Origin of the sequence: Providencia sp. PROV209 (assembly GCF_028479485.1) — a bacterium.
In the GTDB taxonomy this organism is placed as follows: domain Bacteria; phylum Pseudomonadota; class Gammaproteobacteria; order Enterobacterales; family Enterobacteriaceae; genus Providencia; species Providencia alcalifaciens.
In genome coordinates, this window is the sequence record NZ_JAMPNR010000025.1 from 1 (window position 1) to 23,354 (window position 23,354).

General features: G+C 38.2%; 23 protein-coding genes. 9 read left to right on the forward strand and 14 right to left on the reverse strand.

What is annotated here, in order from left to right:
- The 10 genes from PR795_RS16845 to cpxR all read right to left on the reverse strand — a co-directional run.
- Positions 1 to 328, reverse strand: a 328-nt coding sequence (locus tag PR795_RS16845) for an SDR family NAD(P)-dependent oxidoreductase (RefSeq protein WP_272516962.1), incomplete at its 3' end; no start/stop codon positions are given.
- A gap of 10 nt (positions 329 to 338) precedes the next feature.
- Complete coding sequence (locus PR795_RS16850) at positions 339 to 1,433, reverse strand: glycosyltransferase (protein ID WP_181480385.1); 1,095 nt, start codon at positions 1,431 to 1,433, stop codon at positions 339 to 341.
- 852 nt (positions 1,434 to 2,285) lie between these two features.
- Positions 2,286 to 3,251 carry a DUF6625 family protein gene (locus PR795_RS16855; protein ID WP_181480384.1) on the reverse strand — a complete coding sequence of 322 codons (966 nt, stop codon included), beginning with the start codon at positions 3,249 to 3,251 and terminating at the stop codon, positions 2,286 to 2,288.
- Positions 3,248 to 4,501, reverse strand: a complete 1,254-nt coding sequence (locus tag PR795_RS16860) for an O-antigen translocase (protein WP_181480383.1) — start codon at positions 4,499 to 4,501, stop codon at positions 3,248 to 3,250. The genes PR795_RS16855 and PR795_RS16860 overlap by 4 nt, the downstream gene beginning before the upstream one ends.
- Before the next feature lies 1 nt (position 4,502).
- Positions 4,503 to 5,624, reverse strand: a complete 1,122-nt coding sequence (locus PR795_RS16865) for a DegT/DnrJ/EryC1/StrS family aminotransferase (RefSeq protein WP_181480382.1) — start codon at positions 5,622 to 5,624, stop codon at positions 4,503 to 4,505.
- A 14-nt stretch (positions 5,625 to 5,638) separates the two neighbouring features.
- Positions 5,639 to 6,097, reverse strand: coding sequence for an acyltransferase (locus tag PR795_RS16870; protein ID WP_181480381.1), 459 nt, complete (start codon positions 6,095 to 6,097; stop codon positions 5,639 to 5,641).
- Entirely contained in the window at positions 6,075 to 6,494 is a 420-nt protein-coding gene (locus PR795_RS16875) for a sugar 3,4-ketoisomerase (protein WP_181480380.1), read from the reverse strand. The genes PR795_RS16870 and PR795_RS16875 overlap by 23 nt, the downstream gene beginning before the upstream one ends.
- Positions 6,481 to 7,362, reverse strand: a complete 882-nt coding sequence (gene rfbA, locus PR795_RS16880) for a glucose-1-phosphate thymidylyltransferase RfbA (RefSeq protein WP_181480379.1) — start codon at positions 7,360 to 7,362, stop codon at positions 6,481 to 6,483. Before rfbA ends, PR795_RS16875 begins: the two co-directional genes overlap by 14 nt.
- A 951-nt stretch (positions 7,363 to 8,313) precedes the next feature.
- Positions 8,314 to 9,684, reverse strand: a complete 1,371-nt coding sequence (gene cpxA, locus PR795_RS16885) for an envelope stress sensor histidine kinase CpxA (RefSeq protein ID WP_006660536.1) — start codon at positions 9,682 to 9,684, stop codon at positions 8,314 to 8,316.
- Positions 9,681 to 10,379: an envelope stress response regulator transcription factor CpxR gene (gene cpxR / locus PR795_RS16890; protein WP_006660535.1), complete on the reverse strand. Its 699-nt coding sequence runs from the start codon at positions 10,377 to 10,379 to the stop codon at positions 9,681 to 9,683. The genes cpxA and cpxR overlap by 4 nt, the downstream gene beginning before the upstream one ends.
- Before the next feature lie 151 nt (positions 10,380 to 10,530).
- On the opposite strand from cpxR, the gene PR795_RS16895 reads away from it, so the two are divergent.
- The 7 genes from PR795_RS16895 to PR795_RS16925 all read left to right on the forward strand — a co-directional run bounded on the left by PR795_RS16895 (position 10,531) and on the right by PR795_RS16925 (position 17,324).
- The gene (locus tag PR795_RS16895; RefSeq protein ID WP_006660534.1) at positions 10,531 to 11,091 is read left to right on the forward strand and encodes a Spy/CpxP family protein refolding chaperone; all 561 of its coding nucleotides are present in this window, start codon (positions 10,531 to 10,533) and stop codon (positions 11,089 to 11,091) included.
- A gap of 260 nt (positions 11,092 to 11,351) precedes the next feature.
- Positions 11,352 to 11,933 carry a HutD/Ves family protein gene (locus PR795_RS16900; RefSeq protein ID WP_006660533.1) on the forward strand — a complete coding sequence of 194 codons (582 nt, stop codon included), beginning with the start codon at positions 11,352 to 11,354 and terminating at the stop codon, positions 11,931 to 11,933.
- 234 nt (positions 11,934 to 12,167) lie between these two features.
- Positions 12,168 to 12,923, forward strand: a complete 756-nt coding sequence (locus PR795_RS16905) for a M48 family metallopeptidase (RefSeq protein ID WP_006660532.1) — start codon at positions 12,168 to 12,170, stop codon at positions 12,921 to 12,923.
- Between the two features lie 237 nt (positions 12,924 to 13,160).
- A complete protein-coding gene (locus PR795_RS16910) occupies positions 13,161 to 13,802 on the forward strand; it encodes a lysophospholipid acyltransferase family protein (protein WP_006663196.1) in 642 nt (213 codons plus the stop codon).
- Entirely contained in the window at positions 13,799 to 14,743 is a 945-nt protein-coding gene (locus tag PR795_RS16915; protein WP_006660530.1) for a phosphatidate cytidylyltransferase, read from the forward strand. The genes PR795_RS16910 and PR795_RS16915 overlap by 4 nt, the downstream gene beginning before the upstream one ends.
- A 406-nt stretch (positions 14,744 to 15,149) precedes the next feature.
- Complete coding sequence (gene pfkA, locus PR795_RS16920) at positions 15,150 to 16,127, forward strand: 6-phosphofructokinase (protein ID WP_006660529.1); 978 nt, start codon at positions 15,150 to 15,152, stop codon at positions 16,125 to 16,127.
- A 180-nt stretch (positions 16,128 to 16,307) separates the two neighbouring features.
- Positions 16,308 to 17,324, forward strand: coding sequence for a sulfate ABC transporter substrate-binding protein (locus PR795_RS16925; protein ID WP_154601267.1), 1,017 nt, complete (start codon positions 16,308 to 16,310; stop codon positions 17,322 to 17,324).
- Positions 17,325 to 17,392: 68 nt separating this feature from the next.
- Here PR795_RS16925 and PR795_RS16930 read toward each other — a convergent pair whose 3' ends face one another.
- The 3 genes from PR795_RS16930 to PR795_RS16940 all read right to left on the reverse strand — a co-directional run bounded on the left by PR795_RS16930 (position 17,393) and on the right by PR795_RS16940 (position 20,457).
- Positions 17,393 to 18,343, reverse strand: a complete 951-nt coding sequence (locus tag PR795_RS16930) for an OmpG family monomeric porin (RefSeq protein WP_006660527.1) — start codon at positions 18,341 to 18,343, stop codon at positions 17,393 to 17,395.
- A 520-nt stretch (positions 18,344 to 18,863) separates the two neighbouring features.
- Entirely contained in the window at positions 18,864 to 19,634 is a 771-nt protein-coding gene (gene tpiA / locus PR795_RS16935) for a triose-phosphate isomerase (RefSeq protein ID WP_006663192.1), read from the reverse strand.
- A 217-nt stretch (positions 19,635 to 19,851) separates the two neighbouring features.
- The gene (locus tag PR795_RS16940) at positions 19,852 to 20,457 is read right to left on the reverse strand and encodes a DUF1454 family protein (RefSeq protein WP_272516963.1); all 606 of its coding nucleotides are present in this window, start codon (positions 20,455 to 20,457) and stop codon (positions 19,852 to 19,854) included.
- Positions 20,458 to 20,509: 52 nt separating this feature from the next.
- Here PR795_RS16940 and PR795_RS16945 point away from each other — a divergent pair, with 52 nt between their 5' ends.
- Positions 20,510 to 20,932: a DUF805 domain-containing protein gene (locus PR795_RS16945; RefSeq protein ID WP_006663190.1), complete on the forward strand. Its 423-nt coding sequence runs from the start codon at positions 20,510 to 20,512 to the stop codon at positions 20,930 to 20,932.
- An 11-nt stretch (positions 20,933 to 20,943) separates the two neighbouring features.
- Here PR795_RS16945 and fpr read toward each other — a convergent pair whose 3' ends face one another.
- Positions 20,944 to 21,690: a ferredoxin--NADP(+) reductase gene (gene fpr / locus PR795_RS16950; protein WP_006660523.1), complete on the reverse strand. Its 747-nt coding sequence runs from the start codon at positions 21,688 to 21,690 to the stop codon at positions 20,944 to 20,946.
- 440 nt (positions 21,691 to 22,130) lie between these two features.
- Here fpr and emrD point away from each other — a divergent pair, with 440 nt between their 5' ends.
- Positions 22,131 to 23,315 (forward strand): multidrug efflux MFS transporter EmrD, encoded by a 1,185-nt coding sequence (gene emrD / locus PR795_RS16955; RefSeq protein WP_272516966.1) that lies wholly within the window; start codon positions 22,131 to 22,133, stop codon positions 23,313 to 23,315.
- Positions 23,316 to 23,354: the final 39 nt, after the last annotated feature.

Below are 23,354 nucleotides of genomic sequence, written 5' to 3' on the forward strand. Positions count from 1 at the left end.
TCGCCAAGTGCCCATTCAGATTACTGTCTGCATAGGCAAAGGGGTTTTGTAACGAGTAACGTACCCCTGCCTGTGCTGCAAGATGGATAACGCGGTCAAAATTCTCTTGCGTACACAGCACCAACACTTTTTCACGGTCTGTGATATCAAGAGGAATAAAGCGGAACTGCGGATATTGTTCAAGAATATGCAGGCGAGACTGTTTCAATCCTTTATCGTAATAAGCGTTCATATTGTCGATACCAACAACTTCATGCCCATTTTCTAACAGTCTTTGGCACAATCTAAAACCAATAAATCCAGCACTTCCCGTGACCAAATATTTCATAAATCACCTATTAATGATAATCATTCTTTGAAAAAAACCTAAATATATAGCTGGTAAATATGGATGTAATGATTATTAAAACTTTTAAAAATGATATATTCTCTAAATAAGGAATATTATTTTCTATTTTATTCCATGGGTGACTTTTGTTTTTAGTTGCCTTTGGAATGTCCTCATTATCATCGAGTATGTTGGAAAGAAAATCTGCTAATTTATAGTACTGTGAGGTACAACTATACTCGCCGAAACACATAGAAGAACCACTGGAAAAAAAACCTGATGTTAATCCTTGGTTATTTGATTCTATAGCTACAATCGCGGGGATGGATAATGAGTTTGCATCAACTAAAGTTGTACCCATACCTACATATAAATCGGAGTTTTCTACGAGATATTTCGATTCAGCTATACTTCTCTTACCAATGAAAAATATACTTTCACTGTTAGATATAAGCTCGATTATTTTTTTTTCTTCAGGACCAAAACCAATGATTACGAGAATGAAATCATTTCTCATTTTTGCTAGTCTTATTAGTTCAATAATATATCCGATTTTGAAATCGACTAGCCTACCAATAGTAGAAATAATTTTTTTATTTTTTTCTCTATAGTTATTTAAAACTCCATGGATAGAAAACTCCTTTGCTTTTATATCATTGTAAATAGAACATAATCCAATAATATTATTTTTATCGACTAAGTCATAACTTATAATTTTACTAGAATAAACACATTCATCAGAGTAATAAAAGATATTTCGTTGAGGGATATTTCGAATTGAAAAATTCAATATTTTTCTAAAGTGAGATACTCGAGGGTCTATAAATCGCGGATGATAAATTATTTGGGAAATAATGGTTTTTTTTAATAAAGAAGCCCTAATTAAAAATATCATGCATGATATTAATAAAGTCATTGTACTAGTGCAATATAATACTAATACATCTTTTTCAAAGACTATTTTTTTTATATCACTTTTCTTATAATTGTTAAGATATAAAGTGGAGCACTTAATATTCTTTTTATTCAACTCCAAATAAATTTTCTTAACATTATATGCTATCCCACCGGCATGATCACTGTTAGATAAAAATATATGTTTCAATGTTAGTCTCACTAATTACGATAGCATATTTTCTTTATGAAAATAGCAAGGGATAAAGGGAGGAATATAACTCTATATGTATATGTAGCATTTATTTCAAAAGCAAGTAAATATAGAGATATTATTATTAATAAAAGAATAAAATAATCAAAATTGGTATAATGAAGTACCAAAAAGGAAATGATAACCATCATGGATATGACTGCTATATTTCCACTATTATTATTTACATGAATATAGTCATTATCGAAATAGAGGACAATATAGAAAAAAACAAAAGTTAAGAGGTAGAATAATAATTTCAAGATGTATTTTACTATAACTTTCACGGATAGTTTATTGATTGTTAAAATGACCATGTCATATACTAAAAATATAGCAAGTGTAACCAAAGATGCGGAATGCAAATAAAATAGAAAAAGCAAACCAATAGCTAGTCGGAAAAATTTTATTTTAGGGTACAGGCATGAGTAACAAAATATTAAACCTGCAATTGTTAAAGATGTTCTACCGGGAGAAAAAAATAATAATAATGAGAGAATATTAAAAACAATCAAAAAAAAGACTAGATTTTCAATTGATGAAGTAACTTTGAATCTATATAAACAATATAGAAAGCAAATTAAAGATGTTAGAATGGTGGTGAGGAAAATATCTAGATTTGTTTCAGTTGATATGTATTCTATAATGAAATAGTATGGTCTAGCATAGTCACCATGTTTTACGTTATTTATCCACATCAATGTTTCATTTAATCCTCTCAATATTATTGATTCATAAAAAAATGAAAAATTAAATATTAAAATGGAAAATGAAATGATTGACGATAAAAAAATGATTTGATTAATGATCTTAACTTTCATTTTTATATTTCAAACCTTTTAGGGATGGGCGTTTTTTAAAGGAATGATTTTTAATTCTGTATTTTATTCTTTTAAGTAAAATGCGTAAAAAGTAAATCAATCTATGCAGATGTTTTGCTTTTGGGTAAAGTAACTTACTTGAAGAATAAATGGCATTTCCATTTACAGGTGAGAATGATAAATAGTTAATGCTAGAAGTTATTTTATTATCAATGATTACTTCTCTTTTCTGCAAGTGAATATAGGATATGTTAGACTCCTTTTCATTTATATATACTTTTTGAGTGCTAAAACTATACTCCTGATCCTTGAGGATATTTTTAGGTATTATATTTTTATAGTCAACATCAAGTAATGGTTTGAAAAAATCTCGCTCCCATTTTATTTCTTTTTTTGCCTCAAGATAGTGACATGCGACATGTAGAAAATGAAATTCATCCAATGCATAATTCTTTTTATTTGACAATAAATCTATTTTCTTAGATTTAAACTCGTTTATTTTTTGAATTAAAAATTTTTGCATAATCATCGAGGCTTTGAAACCAAGTACTGTAAAATGCCCTCTATCACCATAAATTGCATGTGGATTATTTATTTTTTGTAATTTATCATCAATAACTTTAGTGTTATATATACAGTCTAAATCACCAAATCCCCAATAATCATTTAGTGGGATATTGAATAGTAAATCATAGAAGGGTTTATAATCACATAGTTTATATGGTGAATCGATAATGTCATTTATAGATATGTTCAAGGTATTGTTGTAATTGAAAATAGAGTCAATCAGTTTGATTTCTATATTTAATTTATTTTTCTTTAGTAGAGAATTTGTTCTTTCATCAGTAATAAAAATAATATTTGCATTTTTTAATCGACCTAGCTGGTTAAGTGCGTAAATATGAGCTTTACTTATATTTCCAATAAAAGGGAATATCAGAGTGACTTTTTTCATAATTTATAAGAAATTCTCTTTTTTATAAAAAATAAATTGATTGCTAAATATATGGAGTATGATATTAAGTACGCAAGAGTTACGCCTTCCAGTTGCATATATTTAATTAAAATAAAACTAAAAATCAAAAAAGAAAAAGAAAATAAAATTTCTGATGTAATGTACTCAAAAGTCATAGATTTAGAAATTAATAAATATGATAGAAGTACACCATATATTTTTATGAAATCACCAATAATTTGATATTTCAGTATTTCACTCACACTTGAGAATTCATTGGAAAAGAGGATTGATATTATAATTTCTTTTGTGCTATATAAAATCACGGCAGAAAAAATTAAAAATGGGGTTAATAAAATATACCCTGATTTAACCTCTTTAATGATTTCTTTCTTGCTCTGAAGAAATGAAAACTTAGGTAAAAAATAAACTACTAGAATACTAGAAAATATCATTGTATATACTGAGCTTAGTCTATATGCAGCCTCCCAATAGCCAGCGTCAGCCCAGCTAAGCTCGTGATTTATTATATTTCTTATTAATATTAATGTCAGTGGAGTACATATCGCAGAAACTAAAGTCATTAATGAGAATTTTAATAAAATTTTAGCATGTGAAGGATTGAATTGAGCCGAAAATATCTTCCTTGAAAAATATTTTGTTTTAATAAATAGAATGAAGGTAACAATAAATGATACTGATTGATATGTGCATAGTGCAATTAATGCACCAGTCAGTTTATATTGAAAAGTGAGAAATAACGTAAATAAAACTGATAAAATACTACCTAAAATATTGGCTAGAGTATATTTTTTTATTTCTCCATTTCCATTTAAAATGGATAATAAAAAATTATTTAAAATTAAAAAAAATAAACTAAAAGATAATATGACAAATATTATTTCGAATGAATTAGTGGAAAAAAAATATAGGGATAAAAAATCTCTAAGACTGATTATTACTATGGAGGTAAATAATGTACAAACTAAAGATAAAATGAAGGCAGTTTTCCATACTTGATATTGTATTTCACTTTTTCCATTGTGCTCTGCTGTAAGTTTTATAACACCATTATTAATCCCTCCTGAACCAATTAAATTGAACATTTGCATTAAGTTTTGAAATTGACCAAAGCTAGCATATCCTGTAGGTCCTGCATAAATTGCAATTATTTTATTAATACCTAATAATGCTAGCATTTTCACAAGTACAGATATAAAGCTTAGAATGCTTGTTTTTAATAAATTCATATTATAGAGATGAAAAATTATTAATGTTGTTAATTATTAAATCTAATTGATCAGTTTTTAGTGTGGTGCTAATGGGGATGCTTATAATCTCCCGATGGATTGCTTCAGTAATTGGTAATGATAGGTAGTTAAAGTTTTTATAAGCTTTTTGTTTATGGGGGGGAGTAGGGTAATGAATTAAAGTCTGTATACCTAAATTATTTAAATGCGATTGTAGTGCATCTCTATATTTTGTTGTAATAACAAATAAATGCCAAACATGGCTAGGGATATTTTTCTTGTATTCATCTACAGCTAAAGGTAATTTAATTAGTGGATTATCGATTTTATCAAGGTAGGTAAGAGCTATGTTTTGACGAATTTCAGTTTCTTGATCTAAATATTTTAATTTAACATTTAGCATTGCAGCTTGAATCTCATCTAATCGGCTATTTACACCTTGAAAAAGGTTTAAATATTTCTGATGTGACCCATAGTTACGCAAAGCTTTTAGTGTATTGGCTAATTCTTCACTATTTGTTGTTATTGCCCCTGCATCCCCCAAAGCTCCGAGGTTTTTTCCAGGGTAAAAACTAAAGCCCGCTGCATCACCCCAATTACCACATTTGATTCCATCAATCATAGCGCCATGAGATTGAGCGCAATCTTCTAAAACTAGCAGGTTGTGCTGTTTCGCTAATGCCATAATTTCTGGCATTGGTGAAATTTGCCCATATAAATGAACTGGTAGGATAACTTTAGTTTTATTTGTGATTGCAGCCTCTACGTTGCTAATTGAAAGATTATAGCTATCCGCATCTGGTTCAACAAATACAGGGATAAGATCATTTTCGGTGATGGCTAAAACAGAAGCAATATAGGTATTTGCTTGGACAATGACTTCATCACCTGTTTTGATTTTGCCGAGTTCTTTCCATGCTCTCAGTACGAGAGTTAAAGCATCTAGCCCGTTAGCAACGCCTAAGGTGTATTTTGTTCCACAGTAGCTAGAAAAGTTTTTTTCAAAACTTTCAAGTTCGTTACCCATAATATACCAACCAGAATCAATTACTCTCTTGCAAGCATCATGTAATTCTTGTTGATATTGTTGATTAATGCTTTTAAGGTCGAGAAAATTTATCATATTTAATCCTACAATTATTCTATGTAACGTGTAATTTTAGCTGGGTTTCCAACTACAAGGGCATTAGCAGGAACATTTTTTGTCACCACACTTCCTGCTCCTATCATGGCGTTTTCACCAATGACTATACCGGGCAGGATGGTTGCATTTGCACCAATAGATGCACCTTTTTGAATTATGGTATTTGGAAATTGTTCAGGGTACTGCTTTGAGCGAGGATATTTATCATTAGCAAATGTTACGCAGGGACCAATAAAAACATTATCTTCTATCCGTAAACCATCCCATAAATAGACGCCTGATTTTATCGTTACATTATTACCAATGATAACATCATTTTCGATTAGAGTATGAGCGCAAATATTACAATCAGTACCTATTTGGGCATACTCAAGAATAACACTGAATTGCCATATCCGTGTATTTTTACCAATATGGCAAGTTTGGACATCACTTAATGGATGAATATACATTTTTATATCCTTCTAAAAAGAGGTTGTAATCACGGATATAGTCAGTTTCATCGTAGTAATCGCTAGCGAGAACTATTATGATACAATCCTCTGAAAAATCATGCATTTCATGCCATTGCATTGGTTCAATTAGTAAGCCTTTATGAGGACAATCAAGAACTAATTCTTCCTTATTTTTACCATCATCCATAATAAAGCGGCAGCTTCCTCTAACACAAACGGCGAGTTGCCTTAGTTCCTTATGTGCATGAAATCCGCGAGAAACGCCTTCTTTAGTGCCAAAAATGTAATAAATACGTTTTACTTCAAATGGAATGTTTTTATTTTGTTCCATCGAAATTAATGAACCTCGGTCATCCCCGAGTTTCTTGAATTCAATAGTATTAATTAATTTCATTTCTTTTCTCAATGAGGTTAATTAAATATTGCCCATAATTATTTTTACGGAACTTATTTGCTGTTTTTAATACTTGTTCTGTAGTTAACCATTTTTGTCTAAAGGCTATTTCTTCTAAGCAAGCAATTTTAAAGCCTTGGCGTTTTTCAATCGTCTCAACAAAGCTAGATGCATCTAAAAGGCTATCGTGGGTACCTGTATCTAACCAAGCGAATCCACGACCAAGTAATTCAACTTTAAGTTTTTTATTTTTAAGATAAATTTGGTTGACGGTTGTAATTTCTAATTCACCACGGTCTGATGGTTGGATATTTTTAGCTATATCAATGACATCATTATCATAAAAATATAAACCAGTGACAGCATATTTAGATTTTGGTTTTAATGGTTTTTCTTCAATTGAAATCGCATTGTAGTGTTCATCAAATTCAACTACACCAAAACGTTCAGGATCAGGCACTTCATAGCCAAATACGGTTGCACCGTCTTTAGTATTTGCTGCATGGAGTAATTTAGGAGAAAAACCTTGACCCCAGAAGATGTTATCGCCAAGTACTAAGCAAACACTATCATTGCCAATAAACTCTTCACCAATAATGAAGGCTTGAGCTAAGCCTTCAGGTTTAGGTTGCACAGCGTATTGGAGAGAGATACCGAATTGAGAGCCATCGCCTAATAAACGTTGAAAGCTTTCTAGATCTTCAGGAGTTGTAATAATGAGTGTTTCACGAATACCCGCTAACATCAAAACTGAAAGTGGATAATAAATCATTGGTTTATCATAAATAGGGAGTAATTGTTTCGATACACCCATGGTGATTGGATATAATCTTGTTCCTGAACCACCCGCTAAAATAATGCCCTTCACTGTTCAATTCCTAATTGTTTTTTTATATTTTAATAATTGAGCTCCAATTATTAAATAATTAGGGCTATTCAATTAATACTAATATGAATCAATAACACTCTTTAGCTATGAATATCTGATTAAAAATTCTTCATGGAGATGTATATTTTAAACGAATTATAACGAGCGAATATATCAACAAAACACCCATAGCTACCGCACTGGGTTATCGGGTCCCAGAGCGCCATTAGATTTTCAATTTTAGTACTTATTAATTGAAAATACTGCATTTTTTACAAAATCGCTCAATTAATAAACACTGCTTATGACCGCCTTCTCTTATCAGTTGGCTCGTGCCGTAAGCACGATCAATCAAAAGCCCTTAATAATAGCACTAAAGTCTCGGGGTGACTATCGATGTGAGGCGCCTAGAAATCACTACTGTGCATAGAATTTCAGCGTCATTATCTGGAGTTAACTCGTCATTCTATAGCATATCATTCCATTTTAAGTGTAAAGTTTGAGATTGGTCGATATATCGATAAAAACCTTAATGGTGGATAGCGGTTGAAGCATTAGTCAAAGAAAAATCTGTACACGGTTGAATAGTATAAAAATAATGATAATGACACGAGTGACTTGATGTATGTTATTAATATTTCAGAAGAACACGCTCGTATGGTGTAGATAAAGATAAATACTCGAACAATGATGAAGTTGTTGAAATATAATATTTATAAGAATTGTCTGAGCATTTTTGTTACTTATTAGTTTATGCAGCAAACCCGAATATGCAAATATCATCAAACGATTGAGGAATTAATATAATCATTTGGTTTATGTTGGAAGATTAATTATCTACAGCTTTGTACGATGAAAGGAATATTTGTCGGAATATGATAGGAATATATGGCGGATATATAAAAAGGTCTTTGGCACATCAGCACCAAAGACCTCAATAAGGAGAGGCGATTAACGACCGTGCTCTGGCAGCCAAATTTGTAGGCGTAGCCCGCCCAATGGGCTGTCGTCCGCTTTCACCCAGCCTTTATGCTGGGAAATTGCGGTTTCGACAATCGCTAAGCCAAGCCCTGTGCCACCAGTTTCTCTGTCTCGCGCTTCATCTGTACGATAGAACGGACGGAAGATGTGCTCACGGTCAGCTGGGCTGACACCAGGTCCATCATCATCGACAGTAATCAGAATGCCGTTATTTTCTTCTTTGAAATCAACCGCAATATGAGTGTTTGAATAGCGAAGTGCGTTACGCACGATGTTTTCAAACGCACTGCCAATGGCGGATGGATTGCAATATAACGGCCATGGACCTGGGTGCGATGTCACATCCAGTGTCTTATTCATCTGCTCTGCTTCGAAACTCGCATCATCCAGAATATCTCCCCATAACTCATCAGCTTTGATGTGTTCGCGGAGAATTTCATTTTTGTGCTGACTGCGAGATAGAACGAGTAGGTCGTTGATCATACTGTCTAAACGGTGAGTTTCCGTTTCGATGCGCTCCAGCTCTTTACTCTCACCATGGCGGCGACGTAATAATGCAGTCGCCAACTGTAGCCGAGTGAGCGGAGTACGCAGCTCGTGAGAAATATCAGAAATAAGTCGCTGCTGGGCAGTGACCATGCCATCTAACGCACTGATCATTTGGTTGAAACTGTTGCCCGTAGATAAAAACTCCTGCGGACCAGATTCTAGCTCGGGATGCGGACGTAAATTACCTTTTGCCACATCATCTGCCGCCATTTTTAATTTACGGGCAGGACGAGCCAAGCTCCATGATAACCATAATAATAGTGGTGCACTGATTAACATGGTGGCAATTAAGAGTAAAAATGGTCGGTCAAACAATAAGTTAATAAAGTCTGACTGTGGGCTGCTTGCCGGTCGAACTAAATACAGTTGGTAGTGATCTTCACCGTCTCGAATCGAAAATGGGCCCAAAATTTCTGCGCGCCCGTACTTTTTCTTCTTCGGGTGGTCTGCATTATCGGATTGACCAATAAAATTACGGATCACTTGCATTTCACTCGGCATCGCGCCAATTACCCGACCTTCGCTAGTCACAATGATCAAGCGTTGGCCTGGGGGCGCCCATTTTTTGATGGCGTTAGAGATTCGTCGCCACCAAAGTAGGTCGTTCATGGGCGCTTGGGCGAGTTCAGCTTCGATATGCTGTTCAAGCATATCCCCTTGGCGTTGCTCACTTTCCATCAGGACGGTGAGCTGCCGAGAGTCGAGCTTGGGCACCATCAGCACGAGCATTAAGACGAGTGCGAGGGTAAACCAGAAAATCGCAAATATTCGAGCGGTTAAGCTGTTGATCATGTGGCAGAAACCATCAAGTAGCCGCGACCACGCAAGGTTTTAAACCAAGGTTGACCGTCGGTGCGTTCTGGGAGTTTGCGGCGCAAATTGGAAATATGCATATCAATAGCACGGTCAAATGGTGTGAGGCGTTTGCCCAACACTTCTTGGCTTAAATGTTCTCTCGAAACCACTTGTCCTAAATGCTGCGCTAATAGATAAAGCAACGTAAATTCAGTGCCTGTTAAATCAAGGATTTCGTTATCGAAGCTAGCTTCTTGACGACCTGGATTCAGCTGCAATTTGTCCACTTGTAACGTTGGGGTGTTGCTATTATCCCCTTGAGTTTGCTCACTCCAGTTCGAGCGGCGTAGTAACGCACGAATACGCGCCACTAACTCTCTATCGTTAAATGGTTTAGGTAAATAGTCATCCGCACCGAGCTCCAAGCCCAATACTTTATCTAATTCACTACCGCGCGCCGTTAACATAATGACAGGCGTTTGGTGAATTTGGCGTAACTCTTTTAAGGTCTCAATACCGTTTTTCTTCGGCATCATGACATCGAGTAATAATAGGTCAATGGATGAGTCGATTTGCTGTAATGCCTGTTCACCATCATAGGCGATGACAACATTGAAACCTTCCATTTCCAGCAGTTCTTTTAAGAGCGACGTGAGTTCACGGTCGTCATCAACTAATAGGATTTTATGCATTAATTAAGTCCTCCAACTGCCAAAATACGATAACAATCTTCACGATTCCATGACTTTACGTTCTTTTACATGCTCTGACGCTAGTTTGCAGCCGACCGCGTATATTTATCTCCATTGAATCACGAGCATCGTTCGGAGACAAGGTATCTAAATGCAAAGAATAGTACACAGAACAAAACACAGTTCAGTACATAAAACAGCCGCATACGTTTTAGCTTCTGCATTTGTTTTCGGTCCAGTCGCTGCGTTTGGTGAAGCATCAGAAAGTAGTAGTAATGATGAACCCTCATTAGTGCTACAAATGCAGCCTGACCAGCCACTACAAACAACACATATCGCTATTCAATTTCAGCTTCCTGAATCATTAAATAGCGACGAACGTGCCAGTGAATTTATGTTTAATGGTATCACGTTGAGTGAAAAACAGCGTCAACAGCTTCGCGACTTAATGGCAACACAACGCCATCGCCATGTTGAAAATGTTGACTCAATACAAGAACGTGAGTCATTACACAAACTTATTATAGCGGATCGCTTTGACGATAAAGCTGTCCGAGCGCAACTTGAGAAACAATTGCAAAAAGAACTGGATGAACGCGTTGAGATGGCTCGCATCCATCATGAACTTTACCAGTTACTGACGCCAGAACAGAAGGCGCAACTTGAGCAGATTAATCAGCATAAGTTCGTTGAGTATCAAGTGAAGCAGTAGAGATCCTAGTAGTGATTGTAGTTGAGTTTTTAAAGCCTGTAGTTGAGTTTTGAGTTGATCGTTGATTTTTGAAGTAAGTAGTGAAGTAGCAATAACTGAAGTTTTTCCTTGCCATAGACACCATCCCTGTCTTTATAGCCCCTTTTAGGGGCTTTTTTTTTATCAGCCTCATTTTAGGTTGTCTATACATTCACTTTCCGCGTACTATCTGTGCACTTGCAAATTACATTTTCGTTCATCAACAGAGGTCATACTGCGCCATGATCCAAATACTAACATCTCAAGATTATAAAAAAATGCCATGGAAAAATGGTCAGGGATTCACTTTAGAGCTGGCGCGAAGCCACGGTGAAGGGTTAGAAAACTTTGATTGGCGGGTATCGATTGCGGATGTGAAATCAGCAGGTCCATTCTCGTATTTTCCGAACAAGCAACGGATAATTGGGGTGCTTGAAGGCTCTGGGATGGTATTGCAGATAGATAACAACCCGCCCGTTTCTTTATTACAAAAACAGTTTCATGCCTTTCATGGTGAAAGTGATGTGTATGCCGAATTAATCAATGAAGCCATCCGCGATTTTAATGTGATTTATAACCCTGAAAAGTATCTAGCGCGCCTACAGTGGGTATCCAGCGAGTCGGTAACATCCTGGATTAGCCATGGTCACTGTGTACTGATTTTTAATTTACAGGGTAAGTTAGATGTGCAAGTTGATGGGAAACACTGGGTGCTAAATGATTTTGAAACCTTATTGGTGCAAAAAGAGAGTGTACCTGCACAATACATTGCCTCGGCTGAACTATTTGGCGATTTTTGTGTTATCGAACTATTTGAAAGATAACACTACAAAGCCATTCAAGTTATTTTAGAGTGATGCAACTCCGTCAATTCACGACTATTTAGTTAGCGGATAATTCTGATAATTTCACTCTTCGAATAAAATTGTTATCGAATTCATAGATTACTTATTTAATGGCTTTATTCTTATTGTGATTTTAAAAAGAATCTTTAGGCTGTAGCCTCGAATGGTTTATTAAAAATAGTAATAGAGTTTTCTAGCAAGGAAAAAAATAAGATGAAAATGAAGGCGCTTGTTGCAGTCGCAGTTTCTGCAGTCATTATGACGGGTTGTAAGAGTATGGACACTGGGCTGATGACCAACTCTGGAATGCAATTATTCCAAGCTGCAACATTATCTGATGCAGATGTTAAAAAATTCAGCGATGATGCTTGTAAAGAAATGGATGCAGAAAACAAAATTGCACCAGCTTCAAGCAAATACACACAACGCTTAAACAAAATTGCTAAAGCGTTGGGTAGTGAAGTTGAAGGAACGCCAGTTAACTATAAAGTTTACATGACTAAAGATGTCAATGCATGGGCGATGGCAAATGGTTGTGTACGTGTATACAGCGGTCTGATGGATATCATGAACGACAACGAAGTTGAAGGCGTTCTGGGGCATGAAATGGGTCACGTTGCTTTAGGTCATACCCGTAAAGCGATGCAAGTTGCTTATGCAGCGGTAGCCGCTCGTACCGCGGTAGCGGCATCAGGTAACGATGTAGCGACTCAATTAAGTTCTTCACAATTAGGTGAGCTGGGTCAAAAACTGGTTAACTCTCAGTTTTCTCAACACCAAGAAAGCCAAGCGGATGATTTCTCTTATGATCTGCTGAAAAAACGTGGTGTAGATACCAAAGGTTTAGTGACTGGTTTTGACAAATTAGCAAAATTGGGCAGCAAAGAAACCAGCATGTTTGATTCTCACCCACCATCAGATGCGCGAGCACAACATATTCGTGACCGCATTGAGGCAGATAAAAAATAATTTTTATCTCTAATGGTATTAATGGGGAAGCTAAGGCTTCCCCATTTTTTATCTGGCGTTTCGGTTTTATAGATATTTTGCATTTTATCTCAATTCTGGTGGTAAAAAGAAAGTCACAAATCAGAACTTATCCTGTTGTACTCTTGCTCGGCGCTGCCTATCTTATTAAGAAAATACGATTAAGAATTTTTTTTATCATTGCCTTATTTGTGCTCGATGAAAGAGCAAGGAAAAAAGATGGAAAAAACACAGCGAGTTTCTCTATTGGCGAAAGGAATGGGAATGCTGTTGTCCGGTACTTGTCGTTTATTAACAGGAGTCCGTACACGTTGGGTAGGATGTCAGCCTGCAATTACTCCCCGTATTTACTATGCCAATCATTCAAGTCACCTCGACGGTTTAGTGATTTGGTCGGGATTACCGCCATTAATGCGCCATTTTGTTCACCCTGTTGCTGCCAAAGATTATTGGGACGGTTCGTCATTTCGTCGTTATCTCGTTAATAACGTATTTCGAGCTGTGCTGGTGGATAGAAAAGGGGACAAGCCCGCTAAAGAGTCTGTCCTTGAACCGCTAGAAGCGGTACTCACCGCTAACCATTCGCTGATTTTATTTCCTGAAGGAACCCGTGGAGATGGCGAAGAGCTCGGTAGCTTCAAAAGCGGGATTTATCATTTAGCGAAAAAATACCCCAATGTTGAAGTGGTGCCAGTGTATTTGGAAAATTTAAATCGAGTACTACCGAAAGGAACAAAGCTCGTGGTTCCTATCATTTGCTCAGCAACTGTCGGTAAGCCGTTATCACCGTTAACGGAAAACGAAAATAAAGCAGATTTTTTGCAAAGAGCAAAAGCTGCACTTGAGGAGATGATGCCATGAGTCTTTGGGATGGCGAATTAGCCCTATTATTATCCGGTGTTTTCGGTGTCTTGATGGTCGCCAGCGTCATTGGCGGCATCTTGGCGTACCGTTATTCTGGCGAGAAAAGCAATCCGACGATTGATAACCTGAATGCGCGCATCCGTGCTTGGTGGGTGATGTGTATTATCTGCGTTTTGGCGGTAGTGATTGGTCATATTGGCGTGGTGATTTTATTTGCGCTGATCTCTTTCTTTGCATTAAGGGAGTTTGTGACGTTAGCGCCAACGCGTCGTAGTGATCACGAGGCGCTTTTCTGGTGTTTCTTTGTCTTCCTGCCGCTGCAATATGTATTGGTTGGTATTGAATGGTACGGGATGTTTTCGATTTTTGTCCCTGTATTTGTGTTCTTATTTTTACCGACACGCATCGCTTTGGCTGGGGATACCTATCATTTCCTAGAACGTACCGCCAAAATTCAGTGGGGCATGTTGGTCACGGTTTTTTGTTTAAGTCATGTACCCGCGTTATTGATGCTGAATATTGAAGGGTATCAAGGGGAAAACGTGAAGCTGTTGCTGTTCCTAATTGTGGTGACGCAAATTTCTGATGTGCTGCAATATGTCTTCGGTAAGCTACTCGGTAAACACCCTATCGTGCCTAAGTTGAGCCCAAATAAAACGGTGGAAGGGTTTATCGGCGGCATATTAAGCTCTGTGCTCATTGGTATTTGCTTGTACTGGGTCACCCCATTTAGTTGGTGGGCGGCAGGGTTAATGTCATTGGCGATTACGTTAATGGGCTTTGTGGGCGGTTTGTGTATGTCTGCAATTAAGCGTGATAGCGGGATTAAGGATTTTGGCGCGATTATTGAAGGGCATGGCGGAATGCTAGATAGAATTGACTCTTTATGTTTTGCCGCACCTATTTTCTTCCATTTAACCCGTTATTTTTATACTTAATTTTTATATTACGGGCAAATCGCTAAATAGCAAAAAGCACCGTCGGGTGCTTTTTTTATAGGAAAGTCGCGTTCAGCTTGTAATGATGGCGTCGCATATAGATTAACATGCTATCATCGAGACTTAATTTGTACTTCGAAGTAAGATGATTGTGCGCGATAGGTTGATTTTCGTCATTTGAGCTAAAATTATGTAATCGAGATCACAAGAAAACATAAAAATTGGCGGTAAAACGCATGCATAATCCCTGCGCTGTCGTATTATTTCGCTAGGTGAATCAATTCAGCACTATGGCGTGGTGAGTATTAACTGCCTGTTAGGCGGAACAGTTTGCCAGGCGGAAGCGGAAATAGTGCGGTAGTTTTTTCATAGATTTGCAATTTATGTTCATTAATCAGAGGTCATCATGGTCAAGCAGATTAAAAGAATTGGGGTTTTAACAAGCGGTGGAGACGCACCGGGTATGAACGCAGCAATTCGCGGCGTGGTTCGTGCGGCGTTAGCGGAAGGCTTGGAAGTTATGGGTATTTTTGATGGATACCTCGGTCTTTATGAAAACCGTATGAAGCAATTAGACCGTTATAGCGTTTCAGATATGATCAACCGTGGCGGCACATTCTTAGGTTCTGCGCGTTTCCCTCAATTCCGTGATGAAAAAGTCCGTGCGATAGCAGTTGAAAACCTGAAGAAAAATCATATCGATGCACTTGTTGTCATTGGTGGTGATGGTTCTTACTTAGGTGCAAAATGCTTAACTGAATTAGGTTTCCCATGTATTGGTTTACCTGGCACGATTGATAATGACGTTGCTGGAACAGACTACACAATAGGTTATTTCACTGCGCTAGAAACCGTTGTTGAAGCGATTGACCGCTTACGCGATACATCCACTTCCCATAAACGCATCTCTATCGTGGAAGTGATGGGGCGCTATTGTGGTGATTTAACGCTATCTGCGGCGATTGCGGGCGGCTGTGAATTCTTAGTGCTGCCAGAACAAGAAATGCCATTTAACCGTGAAGAATTATTAGCTGAAATTAAGCGTGGCATTGAAAAAGGTAAGCGTCATGCGATTGTGGCGATCACTGAGCACGTTTGTGATGTTGACGAGTTAGCGAAATATATTGAAGCAGAAACTCACCATGAAACCCGTGCGACGGTATTAGGGCATATTCAGCGTGGTGGCTCGCCAGTGGCTTATGACCGTATTCTGGCTTCTCGTATGGGCGCATATTCTATTCAGCTATTGCTTGAAGGCTATGGCGGGCGCTGTGTTGGGATCCAAAATGAAAAATTAGTTCACCATGATATTATTGATGCGGTAATGAACATGAAACGCGTCTTTAAGAAAGATTGGCTGGAAACAGCGAAAAAACTGTACTAATTTTTCTCCTCTGTCATTGCAAATCTCACCGGTATGGTTGGCGATAGGCTGATCATATCGGCGAAGATTACGCATATTCCCTCCGATATTCCTCTTATGTATAAGATTTACCTTTTCGGTATTTCCCGTTGTTGCGGGTATCTGTCAGCCTGATTCTGTTTTCAATTAATGGAGAAAAGGATGATGGTACGTTTCTGGCAAAGTTCTCGCTATCCCATAGCGGCATTCTCTTTATTGTTATTAACTGCGGGGGCATGGGCGAAAGACATTCAAATATTAAATGTCTCTTATGACCCAACTCGTGAGTTTTATCGCCAATATAATCAGGAATTTGGTGATTATTGGAAAGCGAAAACAGGGGATACCGTCACAGTACGACAATCACATGGTGGCTCTGGTAAACAAGCAACCTCCGTTATTAACGGCTTAGAGGCGGATGTTGTCACGCTTGCATTAGCATATGATGTCGATGCGATTGCCCAGAGTGGCAAAATTAATTCAGGTTGGTTGAAAAAACTACCAGATAATTCAGCTCCTTACACATCGACTATTGTCTTTTTAGTGCGTAAAGATAACCCAAAAAATATTCGTGATTGGGATGATTTGATCCGTAAAGACGTTTCAGTCGTGACGCCAAACCCTAAAACATCAGGGGGAGCACGATGGAATTATTTGGCGGCATGGGGATATGGATTAGAAAAAAATCATCATGATCCTGAAAAAGCCAAACAGTTTGTAAAACAGCTATATCAAAATGTGGAAGTGCTGGATTCCGGAGCGAGAGGGGCAACGAACAGTTTTGTCGAGCGCGGTATTGGTGATGTCTTGATCGCGTGGGAGAATGAAGCACTATTAGCGATTAATGAATTAGGGGCTAAAGGGGATTTTGAAATCGTCACGCCAAGTATTTCTATTTTGGCGGAGCCAACAGTTGCGGTTGTTGATAAGACCGTGGACAAGCGAGATCACCGTGAAGTGGCACAAGCCTATTTAGAATTCTTGTACTCGCCAAAGGGACAAGAAATTGCCGCGAAAAATTATTATCGTCCTCGTGATGCTCAAGTCGCGAAAGCGTATCAAGGGCAATTTCCTCAATTGAAATTACTCACCGTTGATGACAATTTTGGTGGCTGGCAAAAAGCACAGAAAACACATTTTGCTAACGGCGGAGTTTTCGATGAAATCATTCGCCGTTAGCCATTAGAGAGAGAAAAAATTCAGTATCTAGCCGCCCTTGATAGCTGGAGGGCGGCTAGGTATATAGCTTACCAGCTATATTTCACACCCAATTGACCAAGATACATCGTCTGCTTATTGCTATTCCCTGATGTTTTTTCATTGCCTTTCGGGTATTTCCAGTTAGTCGGTTCGTAAGCCGCGCCCGCCCATAAGGCTAACTTAGGCGTCACTTTGTATTCCACTTGAGTTCCGATGCGGTAGCCGCTGCGTAATTGCTGGGTTGTATATCCTTTATTGTTGTATTCAATGTCAGCAATGAGATAACGGAAATAAGGGGAAATACTCCAGTTTTGGTTAATGGTGACTGGTAAGCCAAGGCGAATCTGACGTTGTAAAGATTGCGTAGTGAATTCATTATCCCACGCTTTATCGCTGTAATAACTGAGTCTGGCCTTAATATCATCGGTGAGTTTGTAGCTCACGCCCACTTCAGATTCAAATTCGTAGCTGTTGGCTTCATAGAAATTGCTGTAATAGTAAAAAGCCCCCCAAAAATCAAATGTCCATCTGCTATCAAGGTAGATTGAACCTGAAGGCATTAGCCAATACAAACTATTAGATGAACGGGATTGTGTACCTGGAGTTCCATCATTTGATTCTTTGCGATAGGTAAAATTGATATCGAGATTAGAGATTTTATCCTTGATAAATTGTTTGGTTGCTCCGATTTGGGTTCGGTTACGAATGTAGGAATCGCGAGAGTTGGAAAAGTTCTTTCCGTGATTTCTTAATGATTCTCGGTGTTCTAGATCAAAAGACCACGTTGATGTTGGATTAGTTAGTGATAACTTACCAATCATGCTGGCTTTGTCATACACTTTGTTATTCTGTGAGTCTCGTTGACCTTGATACTCTTCAAGCTCAAGATACACATTGGTTTTGACTCGCCAATGGTCTTCAGTGGATTGAGAATAACTGATGGTTGGAAAAATGATTGCTGTGCTAAGAATTAAACCTGTTATAGACTTCATATTCATCCTTTATAGAATGCTTTAATTATCTAATGATTTTATTTTCAATGGGCGCACAAATTAATTATAAAAGATTGAATATGGGCTTTTGTATTGAAAGTCCAAGGGTTTAATTACAATTAATAAGGTTCATTGATATCTTTGATATATTATTAGTGTGATGACTAAAATATTATTTTCTTAAATAATCGGCAAGCCGATGCAAGCAATCTAAATGAACTTCCGTGATATTGTCTATTGTTATTTTTTGATGTGATAGCTATTTAAATTAGTGGGTTAGCTAATATGGTCGCATCTATCAGTCTGTGTTTATTCGGTTTTTTATCGTTATTTCCAATGAGAGTGAAGATAGTCTGATATTTATATTGTCACTATTTTAATGTGGAGTTAAACATTGTGATTTGATTTTCATGTCATAATTTTAAAATTATTTATAAATATTGGTTTTTATTATTTAATCTTAGGGTATTAAAAATAAAAACGCCTATTTAAATAAAATAGGCGTTTAATTAAAAATAAAACGTAATTATTTTGATTTTTTAGCTTCTGCTGCAGCTTTAACAATGACGGCGAAAGCATCTGCTTTTAAGGACGCTCCACCCACTAAAGCACCATCAATATCCGGTTGAGTGAATAACTCAGCAGCGTTGCTTGCGTTAACTGAACCGCCGTATTGAATAATAACTTGTTCAGCGATAGCAGCATCTTTCTTCGCAATGTGGCTACGAATGAATTTATGGATAGCTTGTGCTTGTGCTGGCGTTGCTGATTTGCCTGTTCCGATAGCCCAAATTGGTTCATAAGCAATAACCGCACCTTGGAATGCTTCGGCACCTAATGTGTTCAGAACAGCATCGATTTGGCGAGCACACACTTCTTCAGTTTTGCCAGCTTCATTTTCAGCTTCGCTTTCACCGATACACAGAACTGGGATTAATCCTTGCTCTTTCAGCACTGCAAATTTTTTCGCAACGAACTCATCGCTTTCTTTGTGATAAGTACGACGCTCTGAGTGACCGATGATGATGTATTTTGCACCGATGTCTTTCAGCATTTCAGCTGAAGTTTCACCAGTGAATGCGCCAGACAGGTTGACGTCAACGTTTTGTGCGCCTAATGCGATGCGGCTGCCTGCAATAGCGTGTTTAGCTTGAGTTAAGTAGATAGCGGGTGGTGCAATCGCCACGTCACAGCCATCAACGCTGCTCAGTTCATTACGCAGACCAGCAATCAGCTCATTGACCATCTGGGTGCTGCCGTTCAGTTTCCAGTTACCCATTACCAATGGATGTCGCATGTTATTTCCTCCAACCAAGAAGTTTGAATGATTAATCAATTAGTTTTTCATCACGCGATCAACGAATTACGCGCAACGAGACGTTTCTGTCACTGTTCCTGCATTATAGGAACAATGGATAATAATAGCTTTGCTTTTCATCATGCTTATTGTCAGAGCGTGATCATCATCCATTTAGTCTATTTATTGACTTTGAAAACTTATCGTCTTCGAGTGCTTATTGCTCTAGCTTAATCGGTTCAACAGCAAAAGTAAGCATATTATTATCACTTTTTACCAAAATATACCGTAACGCACCCAATCTTGCCTCTTCAGCACGCGTTGGATTTTTATTTGCCATAAATTTGTTGAGTGCGGCTGTTAGCTCAGGGGCTTTATCCATTGAAACGTTAGGATCAAATTGGTGGATGATGGCGATAATATAACGTTCAATTAATTGTCGATTCTCTTGTGCATCCGCTTCATTGTCAGTAGGGAGCAAAGTGATCTGCAAGCTTTTAATTTTCTCGCTGCCTCGCTCAAGAACAGCGGAAGAGTATATTTGCTGATTAATGCGTGATGCGGCACGGATATAGGGTGCGGAGATATCTTGGCTAGCAATAACTTTGTATTCATGAAGATACAAGTCTTTATACGTTTGATTGAACTGATTGCGTAGCTCTGGAATAGTGAGATTAAAGGTTGGCGCATCGGGCGCCAAATAAGCCACGCTTAAGTCAGTATCGGGTAAAGTGGGTACCTTTTGAGACAGCGCCATTTGTGGAAAATAGCATACAAAAGCGGTTATGATGATGGACATGGAACGGAATATTGGTTGAGCCATTTTTTCTGCCACTTATTCTTCAGAGATTAATATTGTATCAGGATTACACACAATGACATTACTACAATGGGCTTTTTCCTTTAAAGGCAGAATTGGGCGTCGACCTTTTTGGGCAGGCATAGCCAGCTGCTTTATTCTCGTAACTCTAATTTCGTTGCTGCAAAATGCGTTTTCCATCCCTGATGCTGTCATTGTGGTGTTCTTTATTTTACTACTGTATCCCCTTGCGGCGATTTTTACCAAACGCTTACATGATAGAGGCAAACCGGGAGGTTGGTTTGCTTTGATCGTATTGGCTTTTGCACTTTATTCCATCGATGTGAGCCAATTAGCCGATATTTGGCAATGGGGAATTGGGCGCTTCCTTCCACTGTTGATTACGATGATTATGTTGATTGATTGCGGCGTTTTTGTGGGAATGGAAACTGAAAATCCCTATGGAGAAAAGACAGATAATGTGGATTACCTGTCTTAGCAGTAAAACGATTACCAATATTGCTCGCTGGTAATATGCCCCGGTTTACGGCGTAAATGTTTTATTAGCCCATGAGTGTCTTTGAGTTTATCGCGGGTATCTCTCACCATTTCAGGGTTGCCACACAGCATAATGTGGCAATTTTCTGCGTCAATTGGTAGTCCCACAAACGTCTCTAACTGATGATCTTCAATTAATGCGGGAACGCGTCCATACAGTGAGCCGGCGACTTGTTCACGACTGACTACGGTTACAATGCGTAATTTTCCTGCGAATTGTTGCTCTAATTTCTGCATTAGTGGCAGGTAACTGAGGTCTTTTTGGTAGCGGACGGCATGTAACAGGACGATTTTATCGAAGCGTTCTAACCCTTTGTTCTCTTGTAAAATGGAGAGAAATGGACCAATTGCTGTTCCTGTAGAAAGCATCCAAAGATGCCGACATTCAGGAATTTCATCTAACACAAAGAAACCCGACGCTTCATCGGTGATTTGCAGTGTATCGCCAACCTGTAGCTCAGCAAGTTTTGGACTCAATTTACCATTCGGGACGATAACAAAATAGAATTCGAGTCGGTTATCACTAGGGGCATTAACATAGGAGTAGGCGCGAGCAACGCGTTCTCCATTAACTTCAAGGGCAAGCTTGGCAAATTGTCCTGCAATAAACGGCTGAATTGGGGCATCAACCACTAAACTAAATAAAGTGTCCGTCCAATATTTGGTTTCTACTACCCGACCTGTTACCCAATTTGCCATAACTGTATCCTGTTATCGAAAAAACACAGAGAAAGTGTTCAGCACAGTGAATTATTTAAGATATACATTGCTGAACTTAATAGGATTTCATACTAGATCAGTTCATTGTTTATGCTTATCGATAAAGTGTTTTAGTGGATTATTCTGAAAATGGAGGGTTTGGTAATTTTAATGTACAGTTAAGTTGACAGGGGTGGCGAATATTACTGCCAATGCATTGAAAATTAAAATGGTGTTCTAGCTCGAAAAATTCATAAATTTTGTTATCTTAATCACATAAGAACAATTTCAATTGTTTGCTAGTTATATAATTCCAATGTAATGGGCAAAACAACAAACAAAAATCTATTATTTAATCCTGAATGCAGGTGTTTGCGTTATTAAACCTTAATAATGTGGCGCTATATTGTGCTCGGGAATTGTGAGTGTCTGAGAGCAAAATGAGAAAGCTTGAAAATTTTAATTTATTATTGATGTTGATTGCCCTCGCTGCGGTTGGGCAAATGACTCAAACAGTCTATGTTCCGGTTATTGCTGAAATTGCTGTTTATTTCGGTGAGCCTTCCGGTTCTGTGCAACGCGTTATGGCGGCGTATCTGTTTTCTTACGGTTTTTCGCAATTATTATACGGTCCTTTGTCTGACCAAATTGGTCGCCGTCCTGTGATTTTAGCGGGTTTATCCATCTTCTTAGTGTCAACGGTTGTCGCCATTTTCGCGCCAACGTTAACCGTATTAACGGTCGCGAGCGGTTTGCAGGGATTAGGAACCGGTGTTGCTGGTGTGATGGTAAGAACCATGCCTCGTGACTTGTATAAAGGCACAGCGTTACGTTATGCCAACAGTTTGCTAAATATGGGGGTATTAGTTAGCCCGCTGTTAGCGCCGATGTTTGGTGGGGTATTGGCCTATTTCTTTGGCTGGCATGCCTGCTATATTTTCTTATTCTTACTGGGCGGTGGGGTATTGCTAAGCATGTATCGCTGGATGCCAGAAACCCGTCCAATCTCGCCAGAAAAGCATAATTTAGTGGCATCATACCGTGAATTATTGTCTAACGGTTCGTTCCTTTCTTACTTAACGATGTTGATTGGTGCATTAGCTGGGATCGCCGTTTTTGAAGCATGTAGCGGTGTATTGATGGGCGGAGTGTTAGGGCTGAGCAGTATCACGGTCAGTATTCTGTTTATTCTGCCTATTCCCGCGGCATTCTTTGGCGCTTGGTATGCAGGGCGTGAAGGTAAGAGTTTCTCGGCACTTATGTGGCAGTCTGTGCTGATTTGCTTAGTTGCAGGGGTCATGATGTGGGTTCCTGGTTGGTTCGGGATCATGAATACATGGACACTACTTGTTCCCGCTTCTATTTTCTTTTTCGGTGCAGGCATGTTATTCCCATTGGCGACAACGGGCGCAATGGAGCCATTCCCCTATTTAGCTGGTGCGGCAGGGGCATTGGTGGGCGGACTACAAAATGTGGGCTCTGGTGTGGCGACATGGGTGTCAGCGTTGATGCCACAAAATGGACAATTCAGTCTTGGTCTACTGATGTTTTTGATGTCAATGCTGGTGGTATTGTGCTGGCTGCCGTTAGCTCGCCGTATGAACCACACTGAGCGAATGGTTTAACCTAAGACTTTCGTTTAAGAATCTAAAATAAGGGGGCAA